At 67.6% G+C, this 24,958-nt stretch carries 21 protein-coding genes and 3 pseudogenes; 11 read left to right on the top strand and 13 right to left on the bottom strand.

Features of this window, described 5'->3' with window-relative positions:
- Positions 1 to 149 precede the first annotated feature (149 nt).
- Both AB8735_RS38065 and AB8735_RS38060 read left to right on the top strand, forming a co-directional pair.
- Positions 150 to 338, top strand: coding sequence for a hypothetical protein (locus AB8735_RS38065; protein WP_372412304.1), 189 nt, complete (start codon positions 150 to 152; stop codon positions 336 to 338).
- Positions 338 to 1,186 carry an FtsK/SpoIIIE domain-containing protein gene (locus AB8735_RS38060; RefSeq protein WP_372412303.1) on the top strand — a complete coding sequence of 283 codons (849 nt, stop codon included), beginning with the start codon at positions 338 to 340 and terminating at the stop codon, positions 1,184 to 1,186. The genes AB8735_RS38065 and AB8735_RS38060 overlap by 1 nt, the downstream gene beginning before the upstream one ends.
- On the opposite strand, the gene AB8735_RS38055 is transcribed toward AB8735_RS38060, so the two are convergent.
- A complete protein-coding gene (locus tag AB8735_RS38055) occupies positions 1,177 to 1,926 on the bottom strand; it encodes a transposase family protein (protein ID WP_372412302.1) in 750 nt (249 codons plus the stop codon). The genes AB8735_RS38060 and AB8735_RS38055 overlap by 10 nt on opposite strands.
- 152 nt (positions 1,927 to 2,078) lie before the next feature.
- On the opposite strand from AB8735_RS38055, the gene AB8735_RS38050 reads away from it, so the two are divergent.
- The gene (locus tag AB8735_RS38050) at positions 2,079 to 2,552 is read left to right on the top strand and encodes a hypothetical protein (protein WP_372412301.1); all 474 of its coding nucleotides are present in this window, start codon (positions 2,079 to 2,081) and stop codon (positions 2,550 to 2,552) included.
- A gap of 79 nt (positions 2,553 to 2,631) precedes the next feature.
- Entirely contained in the window at positions 2,632 to 2,934 is a 303-nt protein-coding gene (locus AB8735_RS38045) for a hypothetical protein (protein WP_372412300.1), read from the top strand.
- Positions 2,935 to 3,002: 68 nt separating this feature from the next.
- On the opposite strand, the gene AB8735_RS38040 is transcribed toward AB8735_RS38045, so the two are convergent.
- From AB8735_RS38040 to AB8735_RS38030, 3 genes are all read right to left on the bottom strand, one after another.
- Positions 3,003 to 3,811, bottom strand: a protein-coding gene (locus AB8735_RS38040; RefSeq protein ID WP_372412299.1) for an IS5 family transposase whose coding sequence is annotated in 2 segments (ribosomal slippage) — positions 3,003 to 3,463 and positions 3,463 to 3,811 — 810 coding nt in all. Because the reading frame shifts where the segments join, the coding sequence is not laid out codon by codon here.
- A 154-nt stretch (positions 3,812 to 3,965) separates the two neighbouring features.
- The gene (locus tag AB8735_RS38035; RefSeq protein ID WP_372412298.1) at positions 3,966 to 4,991 is read right to left on the bottom strand and encodes a DUF5954 family protein; all 1,026 of its coding nucleotides are present in this window, start codon (positions 4,989 to 4,991) and stop codon (positions 3,966 to 3,968) included.
- Between the two features lie 240 nt (positions 4,992 to 5,231).
- Complete coding sequence (locus AB8735_RS38030; protein ID WP_372412297.1) at positions 5,232 to 5,729, bottom strand: DUF1203 domain-containing protein; 498 nt, start codon at positions 5,727 to 5,729, stop codon at positions 5,232 to 5,234.
- Between the two features lie 25 nt (positions 5,730 to 5,754).
- Between AB8735_RS38030 and AB8735_RS38025 the strand changes: the two are divergent.
- The 3 pseudogenes from AB8735_RS38025 to AB8735_RS38015 all read left to right on the top strand — a co-directional run.
- Positions 5,755 to 6,564, top strand: a pseudogene (locus AB8735_RS38025) (IS5 family transposase).
- A 618-nt stretch (positions 6,565 to 7,182) separates the two neighbouring features.
- Positions 7,183 to 8,874 (top strand): annotated as a pseudogene (locus AB8735_RS38020) (DEAD/DEAH box helicase family protein); the annotation flags it as partial.
- Positions 8,875 to 9,025: 151 nt separating this feature from the next.
- Positions 9,026 to 9,631, top strand: a pseudogene (locus AB8735_RS38015) (restriction endonuclease subunit R); the annotation flags it as partial.
- A gap of 186 nt (positions 9,632 to 9,817) precedes the next feature.
- Here AB8735_RS38015 and AB8735_RS38010 read toward each other — a convergent pair.
- Genes AB8735_RS38010 through AB8735_RS37995 form a run of 4 tightly spaced genes read right to left on the bottom strand, consistent with a single transcriptional unit; the run spans position 9,818 to position 13,131 of the window.
- Entirely contained in the window at positions 9,818 to 10,987 is a 1,170-nt protein-coding gene (locus tag AB8735_RS38010; RefSeq protein WP_372412296.1) for a cysteine desulfurase family protein, read from the bottom strand.
- On the bottom strand, positions 10,984 to 11,928 hold the full coding sequence (locus AB8735_RS38005; RefSeq protein WP_372412295.1) for a hypothetical protein: 945 nt from the start codon (positions 11,926 to 11,928) through the stop codon (positions 10,984 to 10,986). Before AB8735_RS38005 ends, AB8735_RS38010 begins: the two co-directional genes overlap by 4 nt.
- Before the next feature lie 22 nt (positions 11,929 to 11,950).
- On the bottom strand, positions 11,951 to 12,568 hold the full coding sequence (locus tag AB8735_RS38000; protein ID WP_372412294.1) for a hypothetical protein: 618 nt from the start codon (positions 12,566 to 12,568) through the stop codon (positions 11,951 to 11,953).
- Between the two features lie 5 nt (positions 12,569 to 12,573).
- Entirely contained in the window at positions 12,574 to 13,131 is a 558-nt protein-coding gene (locus tag AB8735_RS37995; RefSeq protein ID WP_372412293.1) for a hypothetical protein, read from the bottom strand.
- A gap of 289 nt (positions 13,132 to 13,420) precedes the next feature.
- Here AB8735_RS37995 and AB8735_RS37990 point away from each other — a divergent pair, with 289 nt between their 5' ends.
- Together AB8735_RS37990 and AB8735_RS37985 are read left to right on the top strand one after the other, a co-directional pair.
- Positions 13,421 to 14,407, top strand: coding sequence for a LysR family transcriptional regulator (locus tag AB8735_RS37990; protein WP_372412292.1), 987 nt, complete (start codon positions 13,421 to 13,423; stop codon positions 14,405 to 14,407).
- Positions 14,404 to 15,777 (top strand): methyltransferase domain-containing protein, encoded by a 1,374-nt coding sequence (locus AB8735_RS37985; protein ID WP_372412291.1) that lies wholly within the window; start codon positions 14,404 to 14,406, stop codon positions 15,775 to 15,777. Before AB8735_RS37990 ends, AB8735_RS37985 begins: the two co-directional genes overlap by 4 nt.
- 90 nt (positions 15,778 to 15,867) lie before the next feature.
- Here AB8735_RS37985 and AB8735_RS37980 read toward each other — a convergent pair whose 3' ends face one another.
- A complete protein-coding gene (locus AB8735_RS37980; protein WP_372412290.1) occupies positions 15,868 to 16,218 on the bottom strand; it encodes a hypothetical protein in 351 nt (116 codons plus the stop codon).
- Positions 16,219 to 16,470: 252 nt separating this feature from the next.
- Here AB8735_RS37980 and AB8735_RS37975 point away from each other — a divergent pair.
- Positions 16,471 to 17,651 (top strand): IS3 family transposase gene (locus AB8735_RS37975; protein ID WP_372409833.1). Its coding sequence is split into 2 segments (ribosomal slippage): positions 16,471 to 16,735 and positions 16,735 to 17,651, totalling 1,182 coding nucleotides; the frame shifts between segments, so codons are not numbered across the junction.
- 256 nt (positions 17,652 to 17,907) lie between these two features.
- On the opposite strand, the gene AB8735_RS37970 is transcribed toward AB8735_RS37975, so the two are convergent.
- Together AB8735_RS37970 and AB8735_RS37965 are read right to left on the bottom strand one after the other, a co-directional pair.
- Complete coding sequence (locus AB8735_RS37970) at positions 17,908 to 18,318, bottom strand: transposase family protein (protein WP_372412289.1); 411 nt, start codon at positions 18,316 to 18,318, stop codon at positions 17,908 to 17,910.
- 205 nt (positions 18,319 to 18,523) lie between these two features.
- Positions 18,524 to 19,633: a hypothetical protein gene (locus AB8735_RS37965; RefSeq protein ID WP_372412288.1), complete on the bottom strand. Its 1,110-nt coding sequence runs from the start codon at positions 19,631 to 19,633 to the stop codon at positions 18,524 to 18,526.
- 1,057 nt (positions 19,634 to 20,690) lie between these two features.
- Between AB8735_RS37965 and AB8735_RS37960 the strand changes: the two genes are divergently transcribed.
- Positions 20,691 to 22,031, top strand: a complete 1,341-nt coding sequence (locus AB8735_RS37960) for an IS110 family transposase (protein WP_372406596.1) — start codon at positions 20,691 to 20,693, stop codon at positions 22,029 to 22,031.
- A gap of 35 nt (positions 22,032 to 22,066) precedes the next feature.
- On the opposite strand, the gene AB8735_RS37955 is transcribed toward AB8735_RS37960, so the two are convergent.
- Both AB8735_RS37955 and AB8735_RS37950 read right to left on the bottom strand, forming a co-directional pair.
- Complete coding sequence (locus AB8735_RS37955) at positions 22,067 to 22,687, bottom strand: hypothetical protein (RefSeq protein WP_372412287.1); 621 nt, start codon at positions 22,685 to 22,687, stop codon at positions 22,067 to 22,069.
- 161 nt (positions 22,688 to 22,848) lie between these two features.
- Positions 22,849 to 24,951, bottom strand: coding sequence for a 1-deoxy-D-xylulose-5-phosphate synthase (locus AB8735_RS37950; RefSeq protein WP_372412478.1), 2,103 nt, complete (start codon positions 24,949 to 24,951; stop codon positions 22,849 to 22,851).
- Positions 24,952 to 24,958 lie beyond the last annotated feature (7 nt).

Here is a 24,958-nt window from a genome sequence, read left to right as displayed (position 1 = left end):
ATTCCCTGGCCTGTTGTCAGACCAGGCGCTTAACCTCACGGGGAGTGATCTTTCTGTGACGGGTGCGGCGGGTGGGATGCAGTCCCGCTCGTCGGCCCGGACCTCCAGCACCACGGCCAGTATGTCACCGGCAGGAGGCACCACCCAGCATGTTGATCCGCAGCACGCAGGCACAATCGGCCGCCCCGGCGGCGCCCGCAATCGCGCCACACATCAACCCACCCGAGGTCCCGCCGCAGCAGACCGTCCCGGAGCCTGCCTGGCAGGCGGCGGACGGCTACGTCCTGCCCGCCCCCACCGACCGCGTCGCCGAGGAGGAAGCCAGCGGGGCGCGCTGATGGGAAGGAAGAGATACCGGTACGACGACCGAAGAAATCGGTACGACGACGACCGGGTTGAGGACGTCTACGGCCAGAGTGCCGGCGCGATCGGCGGCCTGATCATCGTCCTGGGCATCCTGTACGCCATCAAGGACCGGACGGGTCTGCCGTGGCCGGCCGCGGTGCTCCTCACCGTGGGCGTACTGGTCGGGCTCGGGTATCTGGCCTGGCGGGTCAAGACGGAAGTCGTCCGCAGATGGGCCAGACAGCCTGCTGAGCCATCGTCTGCTGAGGTGGCGCAGGAATCCGCGCCCGACGCGACGGCCGTTGTGGTCCATCCGGAGCTGACCGCGGCCCTGACCCGTACCGGGGCCATCGGCAAGGACGAGGTCATCCCGCTGTCCGACGTACGGACGGAAGAACTGTCCGGCATCGGCACCCAGTACACGTTCCTGGTGCCCAAAGGACGCACGCACGAAGACGTTGCCAAACAGCTCGGGCCGGTCGCGTCGATGCTCGGCGTCACCCGGCTCCACCTGAATCTGGAGACATCCCGGCGCACCGAACGCGAAGTCAAGCTCCTGAAATTGCACGAGCCGCCGTTCACGCGGCCCTTCACGGCTCCGACGCGGCAGGAGATCGAGACGTTCGCCGGTATTCCGCTCGGTCACGATGTCACCGGCCGGCTTGCTGGAGTTCCCACGTTCGACAAGGCGTCGTTGCTGGTTGCCGGTATGACGCAGATGGGTAAAACCACGCTGGTCAACGGACTCATCACGTGCCTGCTGATCGCGTACGGAGAATTCGAGCTGTACCTGCTCGACGGAAAATTCTGCGGGCTGACCAGGAGCCTTTTTCACGTGTAGATCATGAGGGTGAGGAGGGCTGCGGCGGCTGACGTGAGCTTGTTCGGGCTGATGCGGGCGTGGCGGAAGATCCTCCACTGCTTGATCCGGGAGATCGTCCGTTCGACAGGTGCCCGGAGTGATGCGTGGACCCTGTTCGACTTCTTGTGTTTGCCGGGCAGTTCGGTGTTCGGGCGGCGTTTGACCGGGGTGATGACGGTGCCGCCGGCACCTCGGTAGCCCTTGTCTGCGAGGATCTCGAGGTCCAGCTGTGCGCAGGCCTCGATGATGCCGTGCTCGCGAGCGGCCTTCACGTCGTGGGTGCCGCCGGGCAGGGCGGGCGAGATCCACAGAAGCTTCCCCTCTTCTGCGGTGACGACCTGCAGGTTCACGCCCTCGTGGCGGATCTTTCCGGAGAAGTGTCCTCCGGCGGCGACCCGGTCGGTCTCCGCGACGGTGCCGTCCAGCAGCACGTAGCCGTCGGCATGGTGACTTGTGAGCGCTTCCGTCAACGTGGGGGCCAGGTCGGCGAGTTGCCCGATCGTGTCGTTCACGTAGCGCCAGGCCGTGGCCACGCTGATCGCGAAGCCGGCCGCGAGTTGTTCGAAGGTGTCGTGCTTGCGCAGGTAGACCAGGGTGCACCGGGCCTGGTCGTACGGGCGCAGCTTGCAGGTGCGGTCACCGTTGCGCGCGACGATCACCATCGTCACCAGCTCCAGGAGCTCCTCGTCGAGATCGCATGCGGCAGGATAGAGGAACACGGGGCATCTCCGCAGGTCAGGCTTGGTTGTGGTGACCCGCCAACCAGCGAGATGCCCCGTTCGTCACGCCACCGTCAACACACGCCACCGCCCCACCCGCAGGCCGTACACGTGAAAAAGGCTCCTGGGTTTACGTCGCTGCTATCGCGGCTTTGGCGCTCGCCTCTGCGGTCGTATGGCAGAAGGCGGACGACGACGACAAGCGTGAGCAGGAGCAGGAACGGGCCGCCGCGTACAAGGGCGTGTCAGCTACAGACCTGGACATCGACGGAGTCAAAACGGAAACGATGGCGTGGTGGAGCAAGGACGGCCGGTCCGTAATCCTGAGTGCCTGGGTCGACTGGGATGAGAAGCCGAAGTTCATTCGCATAGATTCGGGAGACCAAACCGCGAAAAAGGAGATCCAGCCTCTGAAAGAGGGGCAGTTCCCGATGTCCTTCCGGCTGGAGGTGGAGGTTCCCGTCAAGGACCGCTATCAGGCGGTCCGGTTGGTGGTCGCGGTCGGCGGCTCCACCTGGAAGGACGGCAGCCGGGCCCCGCAGCGCACGATCGAGTTCCGCCCGGACCGGACAGCCACCGACACCGAGACCGGGGAGCGCCTCAAGCAGAAGTATTCACATCTGTGACGTGGTCCGGCCCGGTCCCGGGGGAACCGAGCTGGGCCACGTCGCTTTGTCTGAACCAAGACCCTTCGGAAGAGGATCGATGACGACCAAGACGTTCACCCTAGGAGCCCTGGCCGGCGGTAGCAGCGTGCTCCTGGCCCTCGGGATCCAGGCCTGGCTCACCCGAGGCACGGGATGCCCGCACTGCGCCGAGTTCTCCGGCCACCCGGACAACCAGCACGACCCCCGTCTCTGCCGCGGCTACGTCCAGAAGCAACGGCAGCGTCGACTCGACCGCATTGCTACGACGGGCACTTGGGAACCCAGCTCCTTCGGCAACCTCTGGCTGCTGCCCGGCGAGAGCCCCGAGCCGGCCGAACCCGCGCGGCCCTCCGGCACGTGACTCTGCGGCCTTGTACAGGGTCAACAAGTGAACTTCAGAGACTGCCCTGGTAGCCCTTAGAAGTCATCTCATTTGGTGAGTCTGCGGTAGCAGATGAGGGTGGCGGTGATGCCGGCGAAGGCGAGGAAGTGTTCGGCTTTGCGTTCGTAGCGGCGATGGAGCCGACGGCATCCGGCGAGCCAGGACACGGTGCGCTCGATGGTCCAGCGGTGGCGTCCCAGACGCTGTGAGTTCTCGATGCCTTTGCGCGCGATGCGGGGTGTGATGTGGCGGCTGCGGAGGAATCGTCGCAGGTGAGCGTTGTCGTAGGCCTTGTCCGCGTGAAGTTTGGCGGGCCTGCGGCGGCGGGGACCCCGGCGGGAGCGGATGGGCGGTATGCCCTTGACGAGGGGTTCAAGGGCCTGGCTGTCGTGCAGGTTCGCCCCGGAGATGCCGACCGACAACGGCAGGCCGGTGCGTTCGGTGAGCAGGTGGATCTTCGAGCCGTACTTGCCCCGGTCCACGGGGTTCGGGCCGGTCAGATCCCCCTTTTCATCGCCCGCATGTTCACCGAGTCCACCGCACAGCGCGACCAGTCCAGCCCACCGCGGGCGCCGAGCTCGTCCAGGACCAGGCGGTGGAGCTTCGCCCACACCCGGGCCTTCGTCCACTCCGCGAAACGCCGGTGGGCCGTGGCCCCCGAGGGCCCGAACGAGGCCGCCGGAAGCTGCAGCCATGTACAGCCCGAAGTGGCCACGAACACGATCGCGGCTAGCACCTCACGGTCCCCGTGCCGTCGTCGGCCACCGCCCTGCGGCCGCATCGGCGCCTCCGGCACCACCCGCTGGAACAGCACCCACAACTCGTCCGGCACCAGCCGCTCAACGATCCCCACCATGATCCGAAGCCTACAGCCAAATGAGATGACTTCTAAATCTGCTCGACGCTTACCGGGCGCTCGTTGCTGATGCTCACGCCTCCAGCAACACCGCACGCAACCGCGAATGCCCGCACCAACACCGCCTGACGCACGACGGATTAGAAGCACGCAGTCAGGCTTTGTTGTTGTCGTGGTCGTAGTGGATGGTGCCGTTTTCGTCGAGGTGGGGGTGGAGTTGTGTGGGGGGCTGGCTGTTGGTGTCGGAGGGGCGTGGTCCTTCTGGCCCGTCGGGGCCCCATCGTAGGAGTCGGCGGGTGCGGCAGATCTGGTGGACGGTGCCTGCGGCCTCGATCCGGTTGGCGCGTTCGGTCCGGAGCCGGTCGGCGGCCCGGGTGTACGCGACCAGCTTGCCGGCCGCGGGGTCGGTTCCTTCCGCGGCCAGCGTGCGGGCGTCGACCGTGTCGTCGGCGTCCCAGGGGATCAGGCCCTGTTGGCGGGGTTCGAGCCAGGTCAGGGCGAAGTCCAGCGATTTGCGGGCGTCGTGGGCGCAGGCGTGCGCACCGCTGCCGGCCTTCCACCCCGGGCCGTCCTGTTCCACGACCCTGAAGACCGCGGGCAGCAGCATCACGTCCGGATGGGTCTCAAGCGCCTGTCGGGAGTCCCTGCGCACGTCCTCGGGGAACCGGGCCCCGGTGTAGTCCAGTTCGCGCAGCGCCAGCCGTTCCGCGGCCTGGGCGGGCGTGACGGGTGCGTCGGGGTCCAGGATCAGACCGTCATCGATGCGCACCTCCCTGGTTCCGCGGTCCCAGTTGGGGGTGGCGGGTTCGGGGTCGGTCGGCCGGGGCTGCTCGATGCTGCCCGGCCTCAGCCCGGCGTACTCCTCGGCACGCACCACCCGGTAACGGGTCCCCAGCACAGTGGGCTCATCGACGCGTTCGCTCTCCAGCCGGGCCACTGCCGCCAGCAGGGCACGCCGCTCCGCCGTGTTCTGCGCCTCGTCCTTCGCCCGGTACCACAACAGCGAGTTGAGGCTGTCCCGGGCCTGCTGCGGACAGCCGGCCTCCACCGCGACCACGACCCGCCACCGCAGTGCCTCGCCAGCATCCTGCGCGGCTACCCCGAACAGCGGCCCCCGCACCAGCACCGTGTCCACATCCAACGCGGCGTCGAGCGCGTCGGCCTCCACGACCGCCTCCACCGGACCCTCCGGACACCTCACCGAGATCGGCCGCATCGGCCCGGACTCATCTCCCCATGACCCATGCGCTCATCCTGCCGATCCCCGGCTGCGCCCACGGGGGTTTCCCGATTATCGGAGCCGCCACACGCCCGTCCGGGACGGCGACGTCTCTTCCCCGTGCCATAGCCGAATGACGACGACGTCGGCAGTACGTCCGAGTCCGGCCAGCCCGCACCAACCTCCGGCTCCCTGTCTCGCCTACCGGCGGCGGATCTCGACCATGAAACAGCCGAATTCCACGGCGCGGACATGTATCAGCGTCACTGCCGGATCGGCGAAGATATCGCGCAGTGCATCGTTCACCTCGCCGGCCCGTTCCTTGGGGATCTCGATCAGTCTCCCGCCGAGGATGTGCCCCTGGGCACTGTAGGCGCGCAGCACCCGGCGGGCACCATGGAGTTCGGCTGGATAGCCGGGTCCGGAGGCTGGCCCGTCGCACTCCTCGGCGTGGACGAAGACCGGACCGCACTCGTCGTACGGGCCGGGTTCAGTGCCTGTCTCCGCCGCCCAGCGGCGCAACGGCGCGTACGAGACGAGGACGATCCGCTCACCTGCCTCGCTGTGCCGCAGACAGCAGCGCAGCGGGGCACCGCCTTGCGGATCGGTGACGGGTACCCGGGTGAAGCCGGCGTCGTCCTGTTCCCGCAGCTGCTTCAGCACGGCCGGATCGATGGCCCGCACCTCATAAGAAGTCATCTCATTTGGCTGTAGGCTTCGGATCATGGTGGGGATCGTTGAGCGGCTGGTGCCGGACGAGTTGTGGGTGCTGTTCCAGCGGGTGGTGCCGGAGGCGCCGATGCGGCCGCAGGGCGGTGGCCGACGACGGCACGGGGACCGTGAGGTGCTAGCCGCGATCGTGTTCGTGGCCACTTCGGGCTGTACATGGCTGCAGCTTCCGGCGGCCTCGTTCGGGCCCTCGGGGGCCACGGCCCACCGGCGTTTCGCGGAGTGGACGAAGGCCCGGGTGTGGGCGAAGCTCCACCGCCTGGTCCTGGACGAGCTCGGCGCCCGCGGTGGGCTGGACTGGTCGCGCTGTGCGGTGGACTCGGTGAACATGCGGGCGATGAAAAGGGGGATCTGACCGGCCCGAACCCCGTGGACCGGGGCAAGTACGGCTCGAAGATCCACCTGCTCACCGAACGCACCGGCCTGCCGTTGTCGGTCGGCATCTCCGGGGCGAACCTGCACGACAGCCAGGCCCTTGAACCCCTCGTCAAGGGCATACCGCCCATCCGCTCACCGCCGGGGTCCCCGCCGCCGCAGGCCCGCCAAACTTCACGCGGACAAGGCCTACGACAACGCTCACCTGCGACGATTCCTCCGCAGCCGCCACATCACACCCCGCATCGCGCGCAAAGGCATCGAGAACTCACAGCGTCTGGGACGCCACCGCTGGACCATCGAGCGCACCGTGTCCTGGCTCGCCGGATGCCGTCGGCTCCATCGCCGCTACGAACGCAAAGCCGAACACTTCCTCGCCTTCGCCGGCATCACCGCCACCCTCATCTGCTACCGCAGACTCACCAAATGAGATGACTTCTAAGTCGTGGTCATGGCTCCAGCATCCGCACATGCCCGTCCCCGCGCTGGCGGAAAACAGACATCGCCCTGGAGGCCGCTCCGTGACCCGATGAGGGCCGCACGGGTTTGGGCGAGTGTGAGACAGCCGGGCCCGTGCGGCTGCGTCCCATCCTGCCTTCACCGGCATCTCCCGCGCGCATCCCGGCAGTCTGCTCGAGGAGCCGGCCGCTCCGTGGCAGTCCCGCCGGGAGTCCGCGCTGCACGAACGGCGGGACGGTGAGTGCTGCCGCGCCGCCGGGGCCGGACGCAAGGGCGTCGTCGCTTCCGGGCGGTGCCGGTCGGGCCGGCTGGGGCTGGAGGGCGGCGAGCCGGGGGAGCGTCGGCCTGACGGCTGGGCGGCCGTTTGACCGTACCCGGGGAGCTGGGGGAACGCCTGCGCCTGTCGGTGCGGTCCTCTAGGCTTGCGCGCACGGCCTGTTCACGGGGGGGGCGACGATTATAGGGCGTGCGGGGCCATGACCGCGCTGCTGCGCACCGCCTGCCCGCGGGCTGTCTGATCCAACACGGCGGTTGTCCCCTGGATGAAGCCGCCGTTCGTACATGCTTCTTTCTCCTGAGGAAGTCCTCCATGACCGTGGTCGCTGTTCCCCCGCCCGAGGCCCCGGTGGACCGGTCGCTGTTCGCCGACCAGACGCAGGCCGTGGGGCGGCTGGCGCGGCATCTGCGGCGTGTGGGGACATGCGCGCTGTACGCGTCGGCGACGGGGACGGGCAAGGCGCTGGTGTCGGTCCGGGTGGCGGATGAACTCGGTGCGCGTCTCGTGCTGTTCGTGGTGCCCACGCTGGACCTGGCGGCTCAGATGGCGCTGGCCTGGCGCCGGGACGGGCATGGGGAGCACATGGTGATCGTCTCCTCGATGGACGCGGGCGGACGGGAGGATCTGGTGGCGGCGCGCGTGATGTCGACGGGCAGGGCGCAGGCGCTTGCCGGTCTGATGTCGGTGGTGGGGGAGGGCGAGGACCAGATCCCCGCGCTGACGGTGATCTGCACCTACGATTCTCTCGGGAAGATCGAGCAGACCCGGCACACCGGCTATACGGTTCCGCCGTTCGACCTTGCGGTCATGGACGAGGTTCACCGGATCGCGGGCCGTGCCGACAAGAAGTGGGCGATCGTCCACGACGCGGCACTGATCCGGGCCGACCGCCGCCTCTACATGACCGCCACCGCAAGGATCGTCGGCGCGCCGGAACTGGCGGAGTCCGCCGACACCGCACGCCCCCGCCGCCGGCGGCCCGTCGACCCGGACGCGTTCGCGAACTCCATGGACAACGAAGCCGCCTACGGGAAGAAGATCTTCGAGTACCCGCTCGCCCGGGTAGTCGCCGATGGCCGGGCGGCGAACTACCGCATCGTGGTGCCCACCCTGACCGACTCAGGCCTGCGCCGCCGCCTGAACCTCCCCACCCCCGGCACCACACCCACACCGGGCACCGGCGAGGAGACGGACAGCGCACTGCGCACCACCGCCCTGCACCTCGCCGTCCTGCGCGCGATGACCGAGCACGGCCTGAAGAAGGTGCTGGTCTACTTCAACCTCGTCGCCGACGCCCGCCGCTTCGCCCGCGAACTGCCCCACACCCTGCGCCTGCTGCGCCACACGGCCCCCGAACTGTGCCCCGACCTCACCCCCAAACTGTTCTTCGTCCACGGCGAGCACACCTCAGCCCAACGCGCCGACATCTTCACCGCCTTCCGTGCCGCCGGCTGCGCGATCCTGGCCAACGCCCGCCTGATCGCCGAGGGCGTCGACATCCCCAGCGTCGATGCCGTCGTCTTCGCCGACCCCACCCGCAGTGTCATCCGCTGCGCCCAGGCCCTCGGCCGCGCCCTGCGCCTGGATGTGCCCGGCAAAACGGCCTCCCTGGTCATCCCCGTCCATGTCCCGCCGGGCGCAGACCCCGAGGACATCCTGGGCACCGCGTACGAGCCGGTGTGGGCGATCGCCACAGCCCTGGCCGGCCACGACCACCGCATCCTCGAACGCCTCCCCGACAAGACCCACCACCAGCCGAAGGAGTCCAGCGAGGTCATCGAGCGCCGCTGGCACTTCGACTTCACCGTCCACCCCGAACGCATCGCCCGCGCCATGGACCTGGCCTCCTTCGACCCCCGCCACACCGCCCATTCCCGCTCCCGGCACCTGGGACTTGCCGCGGCCCGCTCCTACCACGACGAACACGGCCACCTCGACGTCCCCGCCGACCACGTGGACCCCACCGGCTACACCCTGGGCACCTTCATCACCACCATGCGCGACGCCGCGAAGACCGGCCGCCTCGAAACCGACTGGACCACCGAACTCGACGCACTGGGCATGACCTGGGACAGACACGACGCCGCCTGGCGCCCGCCTCGCCGCAGCAGCCGACTACCACACCGCCCACGGCCACCTCGCCGCCCCCGCCACCACCCCCACCGGAGCCTGGCTCGCCGAACAACGCCACCTCGCCGCCAAAAACGAACTCGACCCGACACGCACCAAAGCCCTCACCGCCCTCGACCCCCACTGGAACCTCCCCCACGGCGCCGACTGGCACCGCAAATACCACCTCCTCCGCACCCACCTCACCGACGGAGCCGACCCCACCACCCTCACCCCCGACACCCTCCTGGCCGGAGTGAGAATCGGCTCCTGGCTGCGCCGCCAGCTCACCACCTGGCCCACCCTCCACCCCGGCCAGCAGCAGCTGATCACCGCCCTCGGCCTCACCCCCGAGAGCAGCCCCCTCGCTCCCGCCCGCCGGACCCGCCGCACCTTCGAACAGACCGCCCAGCTCCTGGAACTGTTCCTCCACCGCGAGGGCCGCGCCCCCACTGCCCGTGAGGAGATCCGCGCCGACGGCGACACCGTCAAGATCGGCGCCTGGCTAGCCAAAGCCCGCACCAAACACCGGACCGGCCAACTCCCCGAACCACACGCTCGCTTGGCCGCCTTGCTCTTCGACGGCGACTGGACCGCCGAAGACGCTGCTCCGGCGACTCTTACCGGTGGTGATGCCGGTACCGAGATGTAATGACCGGCACGTGGAGACAGCCAACGGGCCAACCCTGCTCCCCGGTAACGGACATGCCATCCTGGCCCTCCCCACGGGATCAAGAAACCTGAAAGCGGGCAGCTTGGTCGCTGGTGGGGCTGTCCATGAATATGCGCCCGACGGCCGACCCGAAAATCGGGCGGCCGTCAGTTTTGGAGGTTTGGTTCAGGCCGCTTCTGTGGTCGTCTGGGCTGGGGCCGCAGCCTTGACAGCTTCAGCGATAAGAGCGCCGGCGCGTTCGATGTCGGCGTCCGTGGTGGTGCGGCCGATGCTGAGTCGCAGGGTTGCGCGGGCTTGGCTGCGGGTGAGGCCGATGGCGGTGAGGACGTGGGAGGGTTCCGCGTTTCCGGTGTTGCAGGCTGATCCGGTGGAGGCGGCGACGGCGGGGAGCCGGTCGAGGAGGTCGATGGCTTCGATACCGGGGAGGGTGAGGCTGAGGTTCCCGGGTAGCCGCCGGTGTGGGTGGCCGTTGACCGACGCGTCGGGAATTGAGGCTTGGAGCCGTTCCTGGAGCCGGTCGCGCAGGGCACGGATGCGGGCGGGGCCGGGGACGGCGCCGGTGGTGATGAGGTCGGCGGCGGTGCCGAGGCCGACGACGGCAGGGACGTTTGGGGTGCCGGACCGCAGTCCGCGTTCTTGTCCGCCGCCGGACTGCAGGGGGGTGATGCAGGTGCCGCCGCGGATATAGAGGGCTCCGATGCCTTTGGGCCCGTGGAACTTGTGGGCGGAGATCGAGGCGAGGTCGACGCCGAGCTCGCCTGCGTCGAGGAGGCCGTAACCGGCGCTCTGGGCGGCGTCGGTGTGCAGTAGGCCGCCGCGCGGGCGGATGATTTCGGCGATGGCGGCGATCCGCTGGAGGGTGCCGATCTCGTTGTTGGCGTGCATCACGGAGACGAGCACGGTGTCCGGGGTAAGGGCGGCGGCGACGTCGGCGGGGTGGACGCGGCCGTGCCGGTCGACGCCGACGCGCGTGATCGTGTAGCCGTGGTGGTCGGCGAGGTGTTGGCAGGCGGCCAGGACAGCTTTGTGTTCGATCGCGGTGGTGATGACGTGCCCGCCGCGGGGGCGGGCGGCGAGGGCTCCGCCGATGATGGCCAGGTGGTTGGCCTCGGTGGCGCCGGAGGTGAAGACGATCTCCAACTCGTTCTTTGCGCCGACCAGGTCAGCGACTTGGCGCCGGGCGGTGCGGATGGCCTTGGCCGCGGTGCGGCCGTAGGCGTGGTTGCTGGAGGGGTTCCCGTACTCGCTGGTGAGGAACGGCAGCATGGCCTGCAGGACCCGCTCGTCCAGCGGAGTGGTGGCCTGGTGGTCGAGGTAGACCGGTCGGCTGTTCATGCTGCCCTCTCCTGAGATCGGGTAGCAGCTTGGACGGTCGCTGCGTATTTGCGTTCACCGTCGACCAGGTCCCAGTAGACGGTGCGGCGCCGGTCGAAGACGGAGAATGCGGTGGCCAGGCAGCGCCAGTTGCGGTTGGGCTGGGCCAGGGCGAGGACAAACGCATCCTCGAAGAGCCTCCGGCCCCGTTTCATCAGGTCCTCGCGGGGCAGCTGCGGCCCGAATAGGTGGAGGAATCCACGCTCGCGCAGCCATGCCTCGGCGTGTTCGGCCCCGGCGTCGCCATCGAGGTGTCCGGCGTCGGTGAGGGTCTGGCTGGCGAGCCGCTGCAGGCGGCGGGTGCGGCGGGTGTCTTCCCCGCCGGGACACCGGTCGCCCGTGACTGTCCATTGGTGCCAGCGCGGGGGTTCGTAGCGGTCCCAGTCGACGTCCTCGAGGTGGGCGGTGACCTGGGGCGGGATCTGGCCGCGGGTGAGGTCGGCGACGTCATAACCGGGGCCGAGCGCTTCGAGGGTGAAGGTGCCGGGCTGACCCCGGCTGGGGCGGTCCAGGCGGACCAGGACGGTGAGGCGGTTGGTGAAGCGGTTCGTGGGCTCGGCCAGGATCACCGCCCGACCGTCGGCCAGCAGGCCGACAGCCCGGGGCGGGATGTCCTTGAGGGCGAAGGTGTTGCCGCCCCGGTAGTACTGCTTCTTCTCGACTCCGCCATCGGAGCGGATCATCAGCGTCTCGGTGCCGGCAGCCGCCGCAAGCGTGCGGGCGGCCGTGCGGACCGCGGCCGCGCCGATCCCGGGCGGGACGAGGCAGGCGTTCAGGATGGGCAGGCGGAGGGAGTGCAGCAGGGCCATGGTCTGCCACTTCGGCCAGCGGCGGTCCTTCGCGGCCGCCGCCAGTTCGGCCTCGCCCAGCGCGTGCAGGGGCCTGGGCAGGGAGATCGTCATCGGGTGTCCCTTTCCCCAGGCGTCAGGCGGCTGCGTGCCGTAAGTCGGCGGTCAGCTCGGTGAAGGTGCGGTCGCGGTGTGCGGTGAAGGGGTGCTCGCGCCAGTCGAAGAAGTCACCGAGGCCGAGCTCGTCGGCGCAGACGCGGCGAACGAACTGGCGGGTGAAGCCGGCCGAGGGCCAGTAGTAGTGCTCGCCGGGCCGCGGGGAGAGGTAGAGGTAGGAGCCGTCCGCGGCGGCTGGGAGGGCCGCCATGGAGGTGAGCCGCAGGCCGGGGCCGCCGGTCTTCTCGTAGGCGGTGGTGACGGCGTCCGGGTCGGGGATGGGGATCAGGTGCAGGTGGCAGTGGCTGCAGCAGGAGGCGCCCAGCTCGCATTCGCGCGGGCCGTGTTCGGCCAGGATGACGGGCCCGTAACGGGCCTGGATCAGCGTGCGCATCCCTTCCGTCTCCGCCGCGACCCGTTCCAGATCGGCCGGGGTGACGTCGGCGGCGGCGTCCAGGTGCTTGAGCGGCATGAACAGGCAGTAGCCCGGGGTGAGGGCGCCGACGGTGGGCAGCAGCACCCAGCCGCCGGCGGTCTCGGTGATGATCCGGGTCGTGCTCTCGCGCGCGGTGAACTCGGTGCAGAACTGGCAGTCCATCAGGATCACCTCCGGATCGGGCCGACGGGGAACTCATCGGCGTATCGGCTTTTCAGGTCGGCCTCGCGGCCGTAGAAGGGGTGGGATGCGACGTCGTTGCTGTGGGGCCCGTCCAGGGCGAAGACGAGCAGGCGGGCCAGCGGCATGCCATGGTGCAGCCGCAGGACGGCGGGGCCGGCGTTGACGAGCTCCAGCGTCAGGTGCCCGTTCCAGCCGGGCAGGACGAACGGGCTGGTGACGTGGACGGCCAGGCCGACGCGGGCCAGGTGGCTCAGCCCGCCGATCATGCCCATCAGCCCGGCCCCGAGCCGTAGCGGCTCCTCGACCGCTCCCAGCAGCATCTCGCCGGGCATCAGCTCGCGTGTCTTCCACTCGGTGACGGGCTCCCCGTAGAGGTCGTCGATGCTGGCCTGGTCGGCCAGGTCGACGACCAGGGTGGCGGGGGCGGCCAGTGGCTGAAGCGGGGAACCGAGCGTCAGCAGCAGTCCGTCCCCGCGGAGTTCGCCGTCCCATTCCAGTGCCCCGTGTTCGATGAGGTAGGTGATCGACTCGGCAGAGAGCATGACTCACCCCGGGATGCAGGCAGCAGGACGTGGTGATCACCGCCGGATCAAAGGCGGCGATGGAAATGTTCCTCGGGATAGCCGGGGATATCCATATGTCCGCTTGGACATTTAAAGGTTTTCTCGGCGGGAAATGTGGTGAAGTTCAGTTCTGCTGGCCGTGCGGACAGTGCAAGCTGGGTGGTGCTGCGTCAGGGAGGGGGTGTCCGTGCCGTCGTCGCCGTCAGGGCCGTTGAAGGTTCCTGGTCCCGAGGGGTTCCGGGGCGATCTGCTGGCCTGTCCACCGGACTTGCTGGACCTGACCTGGGACCAGCTGCGGACGCTGATCGTCGTCCACGAGACGAAGACCGCGCTCGCGGCTGCCAGGCTTCTGGACCGTGAGCAGTCCAGCGTGCAGAAGCAGCTCGACATCCTCAACCGCAACTTCCAGGCCCTGACCGGCGAACTCCTGGTGGTCAAACAGGGCCGGGGCAAGGATCTGCTGTTCACCCCGACCGGCCTCGATGTCGTCGAGAGGGCCAAGGTGACGTTCTCCAGCTGGCTGCAGGGCATCGCCGGCTCGCGTCGCCGTCTGGGATCAACCCTGACGGTGGGGACGACCGAGTTCACCCTCGGCTTCCTCGGCCTGGTCTGGGAACGCGTCGCCCCTGAGCTGACGGAGCGGGAGATCGAGCTGAAGGTCGTGCATGTGCGGACCCGTGATTTCTGGCAGTGGCTGGACTCCAACCAGGTCGACCTGCTGTGCGGGGGGCTCGCGGCTCCGGCGGACGGCACCCAGATCGCTCCGGACTACGACTTCCTCGAATGGCACCGCGAGGGCTTGGCTCTGCTGACCAACCTGCCGGTGCGGGAACTGCCTGCCAAGACTGTCGGTATCGACCGGCTGAGGAGTCTGCCTCTGGTCATCCCTGCCCGCGGCGTCATCACCGACTTCATCGAACGCTGGTATGGGCCCGACTTCCGCTCGCAGTTGCAGATCGCCGCCGAAATCGACGACATCTACTACGGACTCGCCCTCCTGCGGTCCCGTATGACCTATGGCTGCATGCTCTGCACCCGCTCCATCGGCGAGGCCGCCGTTGCCGGGCGGCTGCCGACCAGCGAGGACTTCCGGCTGGTGGAGTTCGCCGACGACTTCACCCCCATGCTCCGGCTCGTCTCCGGTGTCTTCGCCCGCAAGGGCGAGCGGGATAATTACGACGTCTCCCACCCGCTGAACATCCTGTGGGAGGCATTCCGCGACGAGGCCGCCTCCGGGCGGCCCCTGCCGCTGTGACCCTGACCACCAGTCACCCAAGGGACGGCTTCGACGTGCTGCTGGCCTCAATCAATCTCAACAAGCGGCTCGGCGCCGCCGGACCCCGGGCCGGCTTCGCCGCATGGCTGCGGACCCACGGTGTGCAGGCGGTCGTGGCCCAGGAAGCGTTCAAGCCCGCCGACCGGACCCCGCCGGTCCTGCCCGGCTTCGCCTTCGCGGGCGGCGACGGTGAGATGGCAGTCTGGATCAGCGAACACCTCGCCCCGCCGGCCGTCGCCCTGACCCTGCCCTGGGTCCAGCGGATCGAGCTGGAATGGCTGACCGTTCTCCAGGTCCACCTGGACTCGAACTCCGCCGGTTCGCGGACCGCCCAGCTCACGGCTCTGGCCGAGATGGCCGCCGCCGAGGACGGCCGCCCCCTCCTGGTGTGCGGGGACTTCAACATCGCCCCCCGCCCCGAAGACGGGCTCCACAACGGTGCTGTCAGCCCCTTCAACACCAAGACGGAACGAGCAGCCCTGCAGCAGCTCATGACCACCGCCTCCCTGATCGACACCACCGCGGACGAAGCGCCCGTCTTCACCCTCGAACGCCACCACCAAGGCACCCAGTTCCGCTGTGACCTCGCCCTGATCAACGACCACCTCGCCCCGTCGACCTCCGTCACCCCCGACGCGACGGTGCGGACCAAACCGACCGACTTCACCGATCACTCCGCCCTTCTGATCGACCTGCCCGTCACCCTTCAGCCGGCCGAACCCGCCGACGTCCTCTTCGCCTTCAGCGACCTCAACGGCGGCGTCACCGCCCCGAGCTCCTCCAGAACGCTGTATCGGCCCCACAAGACCGCGATGAGCCGCAAGAGCCCCTCCCCAGCCTCCCGGGCCGTCACCGAGCACATCATCAAGCCGCTGGGCATCATCAGCGTCCTGGACCACGGCTGCGGCCACGGCACCGACGTCGAGCACTACCGCGCTCACGGACTGGCCGCCGACGGCTTCGACCCCCACGACAGCTTCGGCTGGCCCCGCCCCGGCCGCCACGACTACGACCTCGTCACCCAGATGTTCGTCTTGAACGTACTGCCCGACCCCTGGCAGCGGATCCAGGCACTCAAGGACGCCGCCGCCTTCACCCGCCCCGGCGGACACCTCGTCGTCGTCACCCGCTCACCCGAGGAGATCACCAAAGCCGCAGCCCACGGCGGATGGAGGACTCACCACGACGGCTTCTGGTCCAGCGAAGGCAAAGGAACCTTCCAACGCGGCATCAACACCGGCGAAATAGCCACCCTTGCCCACCAGGCTGGCCTCTTCCCTGCCGACGGCGTCCCCGCACTGCCGCTGCCCGGCGTCTGCCATGCAGTCCTGCTCAAGCCGCAGGTGTGAGACAAGCAACGCTGGACGTGCCCAACCGCGTACGACTCCGCCCCAGCAAACCGCAGACCGTTTTCCGGAAAACCGTCCCTTTCGGTCCCTCTAGTTCCTGGGTGGGGTTCCAGAGGCCGTAGGGCCGCGGTTGCCGGTCCAGACGATGCGTCCACTGAAACCGCCCCGCTCGTCCGCCTTGGCCTGCCGGATCTTCTCCAGCTGGTCCGGTCCGACGCCCAGGTCCGCGGCGAGCGTGCGGACGACCTCCAGCACGTCTGCCAGTTCCTCCGGCGCTGAGGCCTCGTTCGCGCTGAGGAATTCCTCGACCTCCTCGCCGAGCTTCGCCCGCAGCCGGGCCCGGAATTCCTCCGGGCCTGCGGTGTAGGTGACCGGCTCGGCTCCGTCGCGCCGGATGATCTCGGGGATCCCGTCTCGGACCAGCTTGCCTTCGCTGTGCACTGGTAGTTCTCCGATGTCTGCTGTGTGCGGGATCCGCCCGGTCGGCCGCCCCTCCACGCCGCCGAAGCCTAGGCAGGCACCTCACCGGTCGCCATCTGAATCGTCAATCCCAACCGTGAAGGGCGACCCGCTTCCTTCACAGGAAGGCCGTTGACAGCCTTGAGCACTCGGTCCGGGGAGCTTTGAGGAGCCCCGAAGTTTCCGGACAGGCATCCAATAGGGTTGTCCTGAACAGGAAACGAGGAAGAAGAAGTGGCGCCACCCAGCAAGTACACCCCGGAGTTCCGGGAAGAAGCCGTCCAGATCGCGTTGCAGTCGAGCAAGACCGTCACCGAGGTAGGGCGTGAACTCGGAATCAACCCGGAGACGCTCCGCGGCTGGGTGAAGAAGCATAAGCGGCGCAACGAGCCGACGGCCGATGCACCATTGGCGCTTGACGAACGGGCCCGTCTGAAGGAAGCGGAACGGCGCGTCCGTGAGCTTGAGATGGAGAACGCGTTCCTGAAAAAAGCCGCAGCGTACTTCGCGAGGGATCCCCGGTAGCCAGCAAGTTCGAGTTCATCGAAACGATGCGACTCGACACCGAGGAGTACGCCTACACAGTCGAGTTCATGTGCCAGCGGCTCGGCGTGTCCAAATCTGGCTACTACGACTGGCGCTCGCGCTCCGATTCCGCGACGGCGAAACGCCGCGAGGAACTGAAGACGCTCATCCGGAAGGTATTCGAGATGTCGGACAGCACATACGGGTACCGGCGCGTGCATGCCCAGCTGGCCCGCTGGGGCGTGGCCGCCGGCCTGGAGCTGGTCCGCCAGCTGATGCGGGTCCTGGGCCTGGTGACCTGCCAGCCGAAGCCGAAGAGGTTCGGCCTGACCCGGCCCGCGGCCGGCGCGTTGCCCGACCTCGTCGGCCGCGACTTCACCGCCGATGCCCCCGGCGAAAAGCTCGTCGGCGATATCACTTACATCAAAACCGGTGAAGGATGGCTCTATCTGGCGACGGTCATCGACTGCTGCACCAAGGAAGTCATCGGATACGCAATGGACGACCACTACCAGACACCTCTGATATCCCGGGCCATACGCAACGCCGCCCGCAACCGGAAGCTGGCCGCGGGAGCCATATTCCACTCGGATCGCGGCAGCAACTACATGTCAGCCGAGTACGCGGGCGTCCTCTCAGGGCTCGGACTGCGGCAATCAGCCGGCCGCACCGGAATCTGCTTCGATAATGCTATCGCCGAATCGTTCTTCGGCACACTGAAAAACGAGCGAGCATCACGCGTAACTTACCTGACCCGTGAAGCTGCCCGACAGGACATCACCCGGTACATCGAATTCTGGTACAATCACAAACGCCTTCACTCGGCAGTGGGATACCGGCCTCCCCGTGAAGTCCATGCCGAATACCAGAAGTTGCGATCCGTCGCGTAAGAGACCGTCAGACGCTTGTCCGGAGAACTCGCGGCGCCTCACTTCCCACTCCCAGGTGGCGTGTGCGCGGCCGAGGGGAATGATGACTCGGAGCCCGCCCCCCTGCCCACACAGCAGCAAGCCGGCACGTCAGAAGGCTTCCCCACCGCGCTGCCATCCACCACCCCGAACAGGCATCGAACGAACCCCGGAAACGCAGAAATCCCGCCCAATCGAAACGATCAGACGGGATTTCATCAACCGATCCCGAGCGAACTCAAGAACGGCCCCCGGTGGGGTCACTCCCGGTCAGATCGGCAAGTCCGCCCGGGCAGACAATGGTGACAACCCGGCGGATCGTCGACCTGCTCGGTGCGACACGCACGTTCAGCAGGGCTCGCCGGCATACGCCGAGCCGGGCCAGGGCCTCCTGCGGAGCATGACGTGCCCACTGCGCGATTGCCGTGTACGACCGTGCGCCCGCCACGACAGCCGAGGCGGCGACCAGCAGCACCGCCACGAACGGGTGACGCCGCCCACGGCGCCAGCGGGGTCCGGCAACCTGACCAGCCGCTCCGCCAGCGGCGACCCGGAACACCCCGACACCGGAACGGACTTGACCAAACAGACCATGGCAGACCGGCGACACATCGGGGCTCCGGTTGTGGACGACGACTTGGCAGGTCATCCGTCCTCAACAGGAGCCCCGACCTCTTCGGCACGGCCCCCACAAGAACCGTCGCCACCCCGTGACCAGCACACTCACTTGATCACCACGACTTTGGAACGGCCCTGAGGCAGGAGCCCTGCCTGTCCACACCCACTCCAGCGAACCACTTGACAACGACGGCCGACCCCAAACTTCGCGGCATTGCTTTGCAACAGCCCTGCCTTCAGGTGGTCTCGGTTTTCCATCCCCAGCTACTTCTCGAAATTGCGCGATCGGTTATTACGTAAATATATTCGTCGTCCACCTTAACTTTGCTGGGTCCGTCGAATCCGGATAGGAAGCTGCGATCAATGTCACTCCCGCCCTTGTTTGCCCGAACCACTTTTCCGGTGCCGGCGTCGGCGATGTAGATGAAATCCTTATGTACTGCTACACCGCAAGGCTTGGTGAAACCCGTGATGAAATTTCGGTCGAAAGTATCCTTTGTCTTGCTCACCCTTGTCAGAGATCTATTATCTGCCTCGGTGACGTAGATGTATTTATCGTCCACTGCCACGCCGTTCGCTGCACCGATTCCAACTATATAGCTATCATCTATACCGCTTCTACCGCTTGCATCTATTTTCATCCTGATTACCGATCTACCCGTGTAGCTGGAGGCGTAGACATAGGTGCCGTCTGTTGCCAAACCTGTGACGGAGCCTGCGTTCTGGATTAATGTTTCCTCAGGGCCGCGTGTGCTAAATTTCATCCTGACTAGCTCTCCGCCAATCGCAAAGCTGCCGACGTAAAGCAAGTCGTCGATTAATAGCATGCTACTGGCATAGTATAGCCCAGAAATTCTGAATTGCTCAGATAAGACCCCTCCTGTTTTTGGCGTAGTCCATACAGCGCTGGTCCAATTGGATACGTAGAATAGGTCGCCCGCCTGCACCATATCCATTATGTGGGCGCTTTGGCCGGGTGCCTTGATGAAATTGTACTCTGGGGCGGTTGCGCACCGTGTGATGCAGAGAGGGGGGGGAGTGTCGGAGTAGTTTCCGTTCTTTAAAGCGCGAATGGTGACGCGGTATTTATTCTCTTTTAAGTTGGTCTCTATTTGGGTTTGGCTTGTGTGTGCGATTTGTCTCTGCGTGTCAGTTGCGGACGTGTAGATGAGTTCGTAGGTGGTTTCGCCGTGCGCGTCGGCCGGGGCATTCCAATTCAGAGTCCTTAGGTTGGTATCACCTCTAAGGTTGTATGGTGCGCTGACTTTCCCGCCTTCGAGGATGATGCGGATGTCGCCTGGGCTTGAGTTGTTATCTTTAGCGGTTATGGAGGTAATGTTGGTCATTGGATTGGCTTTCTATTAATCTTTGGTGTGTTCGTTGACGTCATGCCGGTTCTGGGCGTGTCAAGGTAAACGGCTCTGTTCTGTAGTCGGTGGTGACGTTAGGTTCTGTTCATGGGAGGAGGATGCGGTGGCGGAGGTCGAATCTGGAGCGGCCGCGCATCTGCCTCATGATTCTCTTGGTGCGGGTGTTGATGCCCTCGGTGCGTCCGTTGTGGTAAAGCAGGGTGAGGATGAGCCGCCCTACGTCTCTCGGGCAGGGGGTTCGCGGGATTTCCATGCTGCGACCTGCGACTCTTCGTACCCGGCATGAGCTTCTGCGGGGGTTCGGTAGCCGAGTGCGGAGTGGAGGTGTCTGTGATTGTAGAACATCTCGATTTATCGGACGATCGCCCGGTGCGCATGGGCACGTGTCGGGAACGCGGTTCGGTGTACGAGCTTGTTCTTCAGAGCGCCGAAGAATGATTCGGCCATGGCAATCTATGGTGACCTTGGATGGCAGCGGGTAAACGAAAAACCCGCCGCCAATCTTAGTGCTCTGTTGGTCTAGGGTCAGGGGTACCGCCGATTCAGTGATCTCGAATCGAGCCACTTTTGGTGTGTCCGTATGGAGGGCTGTGGTAATCTCTCCCGAAAGGTTCTGGCTATTAAGGGAAAGTTCGACGATCATCCAATTTGCCTTCGTTCTTTCGGGTCGGAAATGGTGCTGCCATGCCGTGAATTGAATCTGATCGCCTCCGAAGGACGCCTCACCCCTATAGACAAGTAACCACCCGAACAGGAAGGGTGAGCCGTTACTTAGTTTCTTTCATCCTCTGTTCTTGCAGGTCAGTCCCCCTGATCCCTTCGGGTGCGCCTTGCCGGCGTGAAAACATGGCTGCGGCGCCTGCCCGCCGATGCCGGTAGCTCGTTGGGACGTTGAGCCCGTAGGTCAGTCTGGTGCCGGGGCCGCAGAGGGGCCACGCACTGTTGCCATCGAGCACGCCGGTCAGATTCTCGCTCCCCCCGCGGCCCCCTGGGCAGGCGTCGGCCCGTACGGATCGATACCGGGGAGTGGCGCATGGCGGACACCGACGACAGCGGTGGCGTCGAGGAGATCGAGCAGGCCGAGGAGCTCGTGGCCCGTGTCGCGGCGATCGATATCGCCAAGGCGTCGGGCATGGTCTGTGTGCGGGTGCCGCATGAGGACAAGCCCGGCAAGCGCGTGCAGCGGGTCTTCAACACCGTCGCGACCAGCGGCGCGATCCTGGACCTGGCCGACCACCTGATCTGCCAGGGCGTCACCCGGGTGGTGATGGAGGCGACGTCGACCTATTGGAAGCCGTACTTCTTCCTGCTGGAGTCGCGTGGTCTGGAGTGCTGGCTGGTCAACGCCCGTGACGTCAAGAACGTCCCGGGCCGGCCCAAGACCGACCGCCTGGACGCGGTCTGGCTGGCCAAGCTCACCGAACGCGGCATGCTCCGGCCCTCGTTCGTGCCCCCGAAGCCGGTCCGTGAACTGCGCGATCTGACCCGGGCCCGGGCGGTCATGACGCACGAGCGCACCCGCCACAAGCAGCGCACCGAGAAACTCCTCGAGGACGCCCAGATCAAGCTGTCCACCGTGATCGCCGACATCTTCGGCGTCTCCGGACGCGCGATGCTGGAGGCACTGATCGCGGGCGAGCGCAGCCCCAAGGCCCTGGCGGACCTGGCCCACGGCACGATCAAGGCCAGCCACAGCACCCTGGCCGAGGCCCTGACCGGCCGGTTCGAAGAGCACCACGCATTCATGTGCCGGATGCTGCTGGACACCGTCGACCACCTCACCGTGCAGATCGACAAGCTCACCGCCCGGATCACCCTGCGTCTGACCGAACTGTCCACCACCGAGGACGACGAAGGCCCCGGACAGGGCACCCTGATGCCGATCACCGACACCGAGCGCCTCGACGAGATCCCCGGCGTCGGCCCCGGCACCGCGCAGGTCATCCTCGCCGAGATCGGCCTGGACATGTCGGTCTTCCCCACCGCCGGCCATCTCGTGTCCTGGGCGAAACTCTCCCCACGCACCCTGCAGTCCGGAAACAGGAACACCTCCGGCCCCACCGGCAGGGGCAACCCCTGGCTCCGCGGCGCCCTCGGCGAAGCAGCGATCTCCGCCGCACGGACCGACACTTTCCTCGGCGCCCGCTACCGCAGGATCACCAAACACCGTGGCCACATGAAAGCCCTGGTCGCCGTCGCCCGCTCCATCCTGGTGTCCGTCTGGCACCTCATGAACGACCCGACCGCCCGTTACCGAGACCTCGGCGCCGACTTCCACACCCGCAACCTCGACCCGGGCCGCAAAAGCCGAGACCTCGTCCGCCAGCTCAAGGCCCTCGGCCACGACGTCACCCTCACCCCGGCAGCCGCCTGACAACACTCGACGCTCTCAGCACACGCCACCGGGGGCTACTTCGCCATGCCCACCTGACCGCTGAGTTTTCCGGTCAGAATGAGGCGCTGGATACTGGGGACGGGGCAGGCGTAGGCCCAGCCGGGCAGGCACTGCATGATCGCGCTGTGTTCCGAATCGACGGGCACGATCTGTCCCGGCCCCGCCACCCGGCTGATGGGTGTGCCTCCGGTGACGAGGGATTCCTTGTTCGCCAGAGCTACCTGATTGCCGGCTTCCAGGGCGGTGAGAGTGGCCAGCAGACCCGCTGCGCCGGGGAGCGCGTTGAGGGCAATGTCGCACGGCCATCCGGCCGCCGCCAGGAGCCCTTCCGTGCCTGGCAGTACAACCGGCAGGGGCTGGCGGGGTGTGCCCGCGGCCCGTGCCAGGGCGGCGAAAGCCGCGGTGAATGCCTCGACCAACGACGGGTCGCTCACGGCCACCGCCCGGGCACGGGTTTCCAGCGCCTGGCGGGCCAGCAGCCCGGGATTCGCACCGGACGCCGCCAGGACCACGGCATAGAACCTCTCCGGGTGCGCGGTGATCACCTCGATGGCCTGGGAACCGACCGAGCCCGTCGACCCCAGCACCACCACCGACCGCACACCGCCGCCCCCGCCCAGGACACCGGACACCACCGGCCGACGGGACAGGGAACCGCCTTGGCGCGCACGCCCTGGTCCCAGCTCCATCACCCTGGTTCCCGGTGCAGCGGCGGGGCCGGGGGCAGCGGTGTGGTGGGCCGGTGGCCGGGTGGGCCGGGTGGGGGTGCGGAGGAAGGCAGGCCAGGTGAACATCACTAACCGCCATGGTCGGGGCGGTCGGCGCGAGCGCGGAGGACGGAGTAGGTGATGCCCTGGGCGGTGAGGCCGGCGGCGGCAAGGATGTCGGTGCGGGTGCCGTGGGTAAGGAACCGCCCCGGCAGACCGAGGACGCGTACCGGGACGCGGGAGCCGGCGTCGGCTACTGCGCGGGCCACGGCGGTGCCCGCACCACCGGCGCGGGTGTTGTCCTCCACCGTCACCACCAGTCGGTGCCCGGCGGCGAGCTCGGTGAGCTCGGGCGGTACGGGGAGCACCCAGCGGGGGTCTGCCACGGTGACGCCGATGCCCTGTCCTTCCAGGTAGCGGGCGGCTTCCACCACGGCTCCGGCCAGCGGGCCGACTGCTACCAGGAGGACGTCCCGGGTGCGGGAGCGGTGTAGGACATCGACCGGGCCCTCACGGCTGAACGCCGGAAGGTCATCGGTGACGGCGGCCTTGGGGAACCGTAGTGCGGTCGGCCCGGTGGTGTGGGTGACGGCCTCGGCGAGGAGCTCGCGCAGGCGGGTGGCGTCCCGCGGCACCCCCACCCGCATCCCGGGCACCGCACCCAGGAGGGTCAGGTCCCACATCCCGTGATGCGACGGCCCATCCGGCCCCGTGACACCGGCCCGGTCCAGGACGAAGGTCACCGGCAGGCGGTGCAGGGCGACGTCCATCAGGACCTGGTCGAAGGCTCGGCCGAGGAAGGTGGCGTAGACGGCGACGACGGGGTGGAGCCCGCCCAGGGCGAGGCCGGCGGCGGAGGTGACGGCGTGCTGCTCGGCGATCCCGACATCGAAGAACCGGTGCGGAAACCGCTCCCCGAAGCGGGCCAGCCCGGTCGGGCCGGGCATCGCCGCCGTGATCGCCACGATCTCCTCATGCCGCTCCCCCAGCGCGCACAGCTCACCGGCGAAGACACTCGTCCACGACGGAGTCCTGCTCACGGTGCTGGGGCGGCCCGTGGCGGGGTCGAGGGTGCCGATGGCGTGCATGCAGTCCGCCATGTCCGCCTCAGCCGGGGTATAGCCGCGGCCCTTGGCCGTCACCGCGTGCACCACCACCGGACCGCCCAGCTCCCGCGCCATGGCCAGGGCCTCCTCCAGGGACGGCAGGTGATGGCCGTCGACGGGGCCGAGGTAGTCGAAGCCGAGGAGGTGGAAGAGGTTGCGGGCTGTCGGCAGCGGACCCGGCACCACGGCGTCTTCTCCGCCGTCCCCGATCCGGGAGGCACGGCCGGACCCCTCCTCGCCGGGCCGCGCGCTGTCAGGCCCGCCCTGGCCGTCGCGGCCGTCCACAGTGCCACGGTCCGCATCCGGCCCTGTGCCCGCTACGGCGCGGGGGTGGGTGGTCTGCTGGTGAGTAGGCTTCTCCGCCTTGAGCAGCCAGTCGATGCTGTCGGGTGCGGTGGCGCGCAGTTGTTGGAGGTGGTCGGCGAGGGCGCCGATGGTGGGGGCGTAGGAGCGGGTGTTGTCGTTCAGGACGATCACCACCGGCCGGCCGGGGGCGCCGCCGAGGTTGTTCAGGGCTTCCCAGCACATGCCGCCGGTGAGGGCCCCGTCGCCGATGACGGCGACCACTGCCCGGTCGCTTTCGCCGGTGAGGTGGCGGGCTTTGGCCAGGCCGTCGGCGTAGGACAGGACGGTCGAAGCATGGGAGTTCTCGATCACATCATGCGGTGACTCCGCCCGGGAAAGGTAACCGGAAGGGCCACCGGCCTGGCGCAACCGCTCGAAGCCCTCCGCACGGCCCGTGAGGAGCTTGTGGACGTACCCCTGGTGACCGATATCGAACAACACCGTGTCCCAGGGAGAGTCGAAGACCCGGTGCAGGGCGATGGAGAGTTCCACCACACCGAGGTTCGGCCCCAGGTGACCGCCCGTGGCACACACGGTGCCGATCAGGAACGCCCGGATCTCCCCCGCCAGAGCCGACAGGTCCTCGTGGGTGAGGCCTCGCAGATCCGCCGGTGAGGTGAGGGCGGACAGGAGCGGGAAACGTGCGGGAAGGATCCCCTCACCGGCGGGCGGGCCCGTACGCCCGGCGGGTGACGGCCTCCGTGATCCGGCAGGGGGCCTGGGTTGTTCCGTGCGGGGCATGCGGGTA

The sequence above is a fragment of the Streptomyces luteireticuli genome (assembly GCF_041519305.1).
Taxonomy (GTDB): Bacteria; Actinomycetota; Actinomycetes; order Streptomycetales; family Streptomycetaceae; genus Streptomyces; species Streptomyces luteireticuli.
The sequence above is the reverse complement of the archived record's forward strand: the minus strand, read 5'-3'. Positions and strand labels throughout refer to the sequence as shown.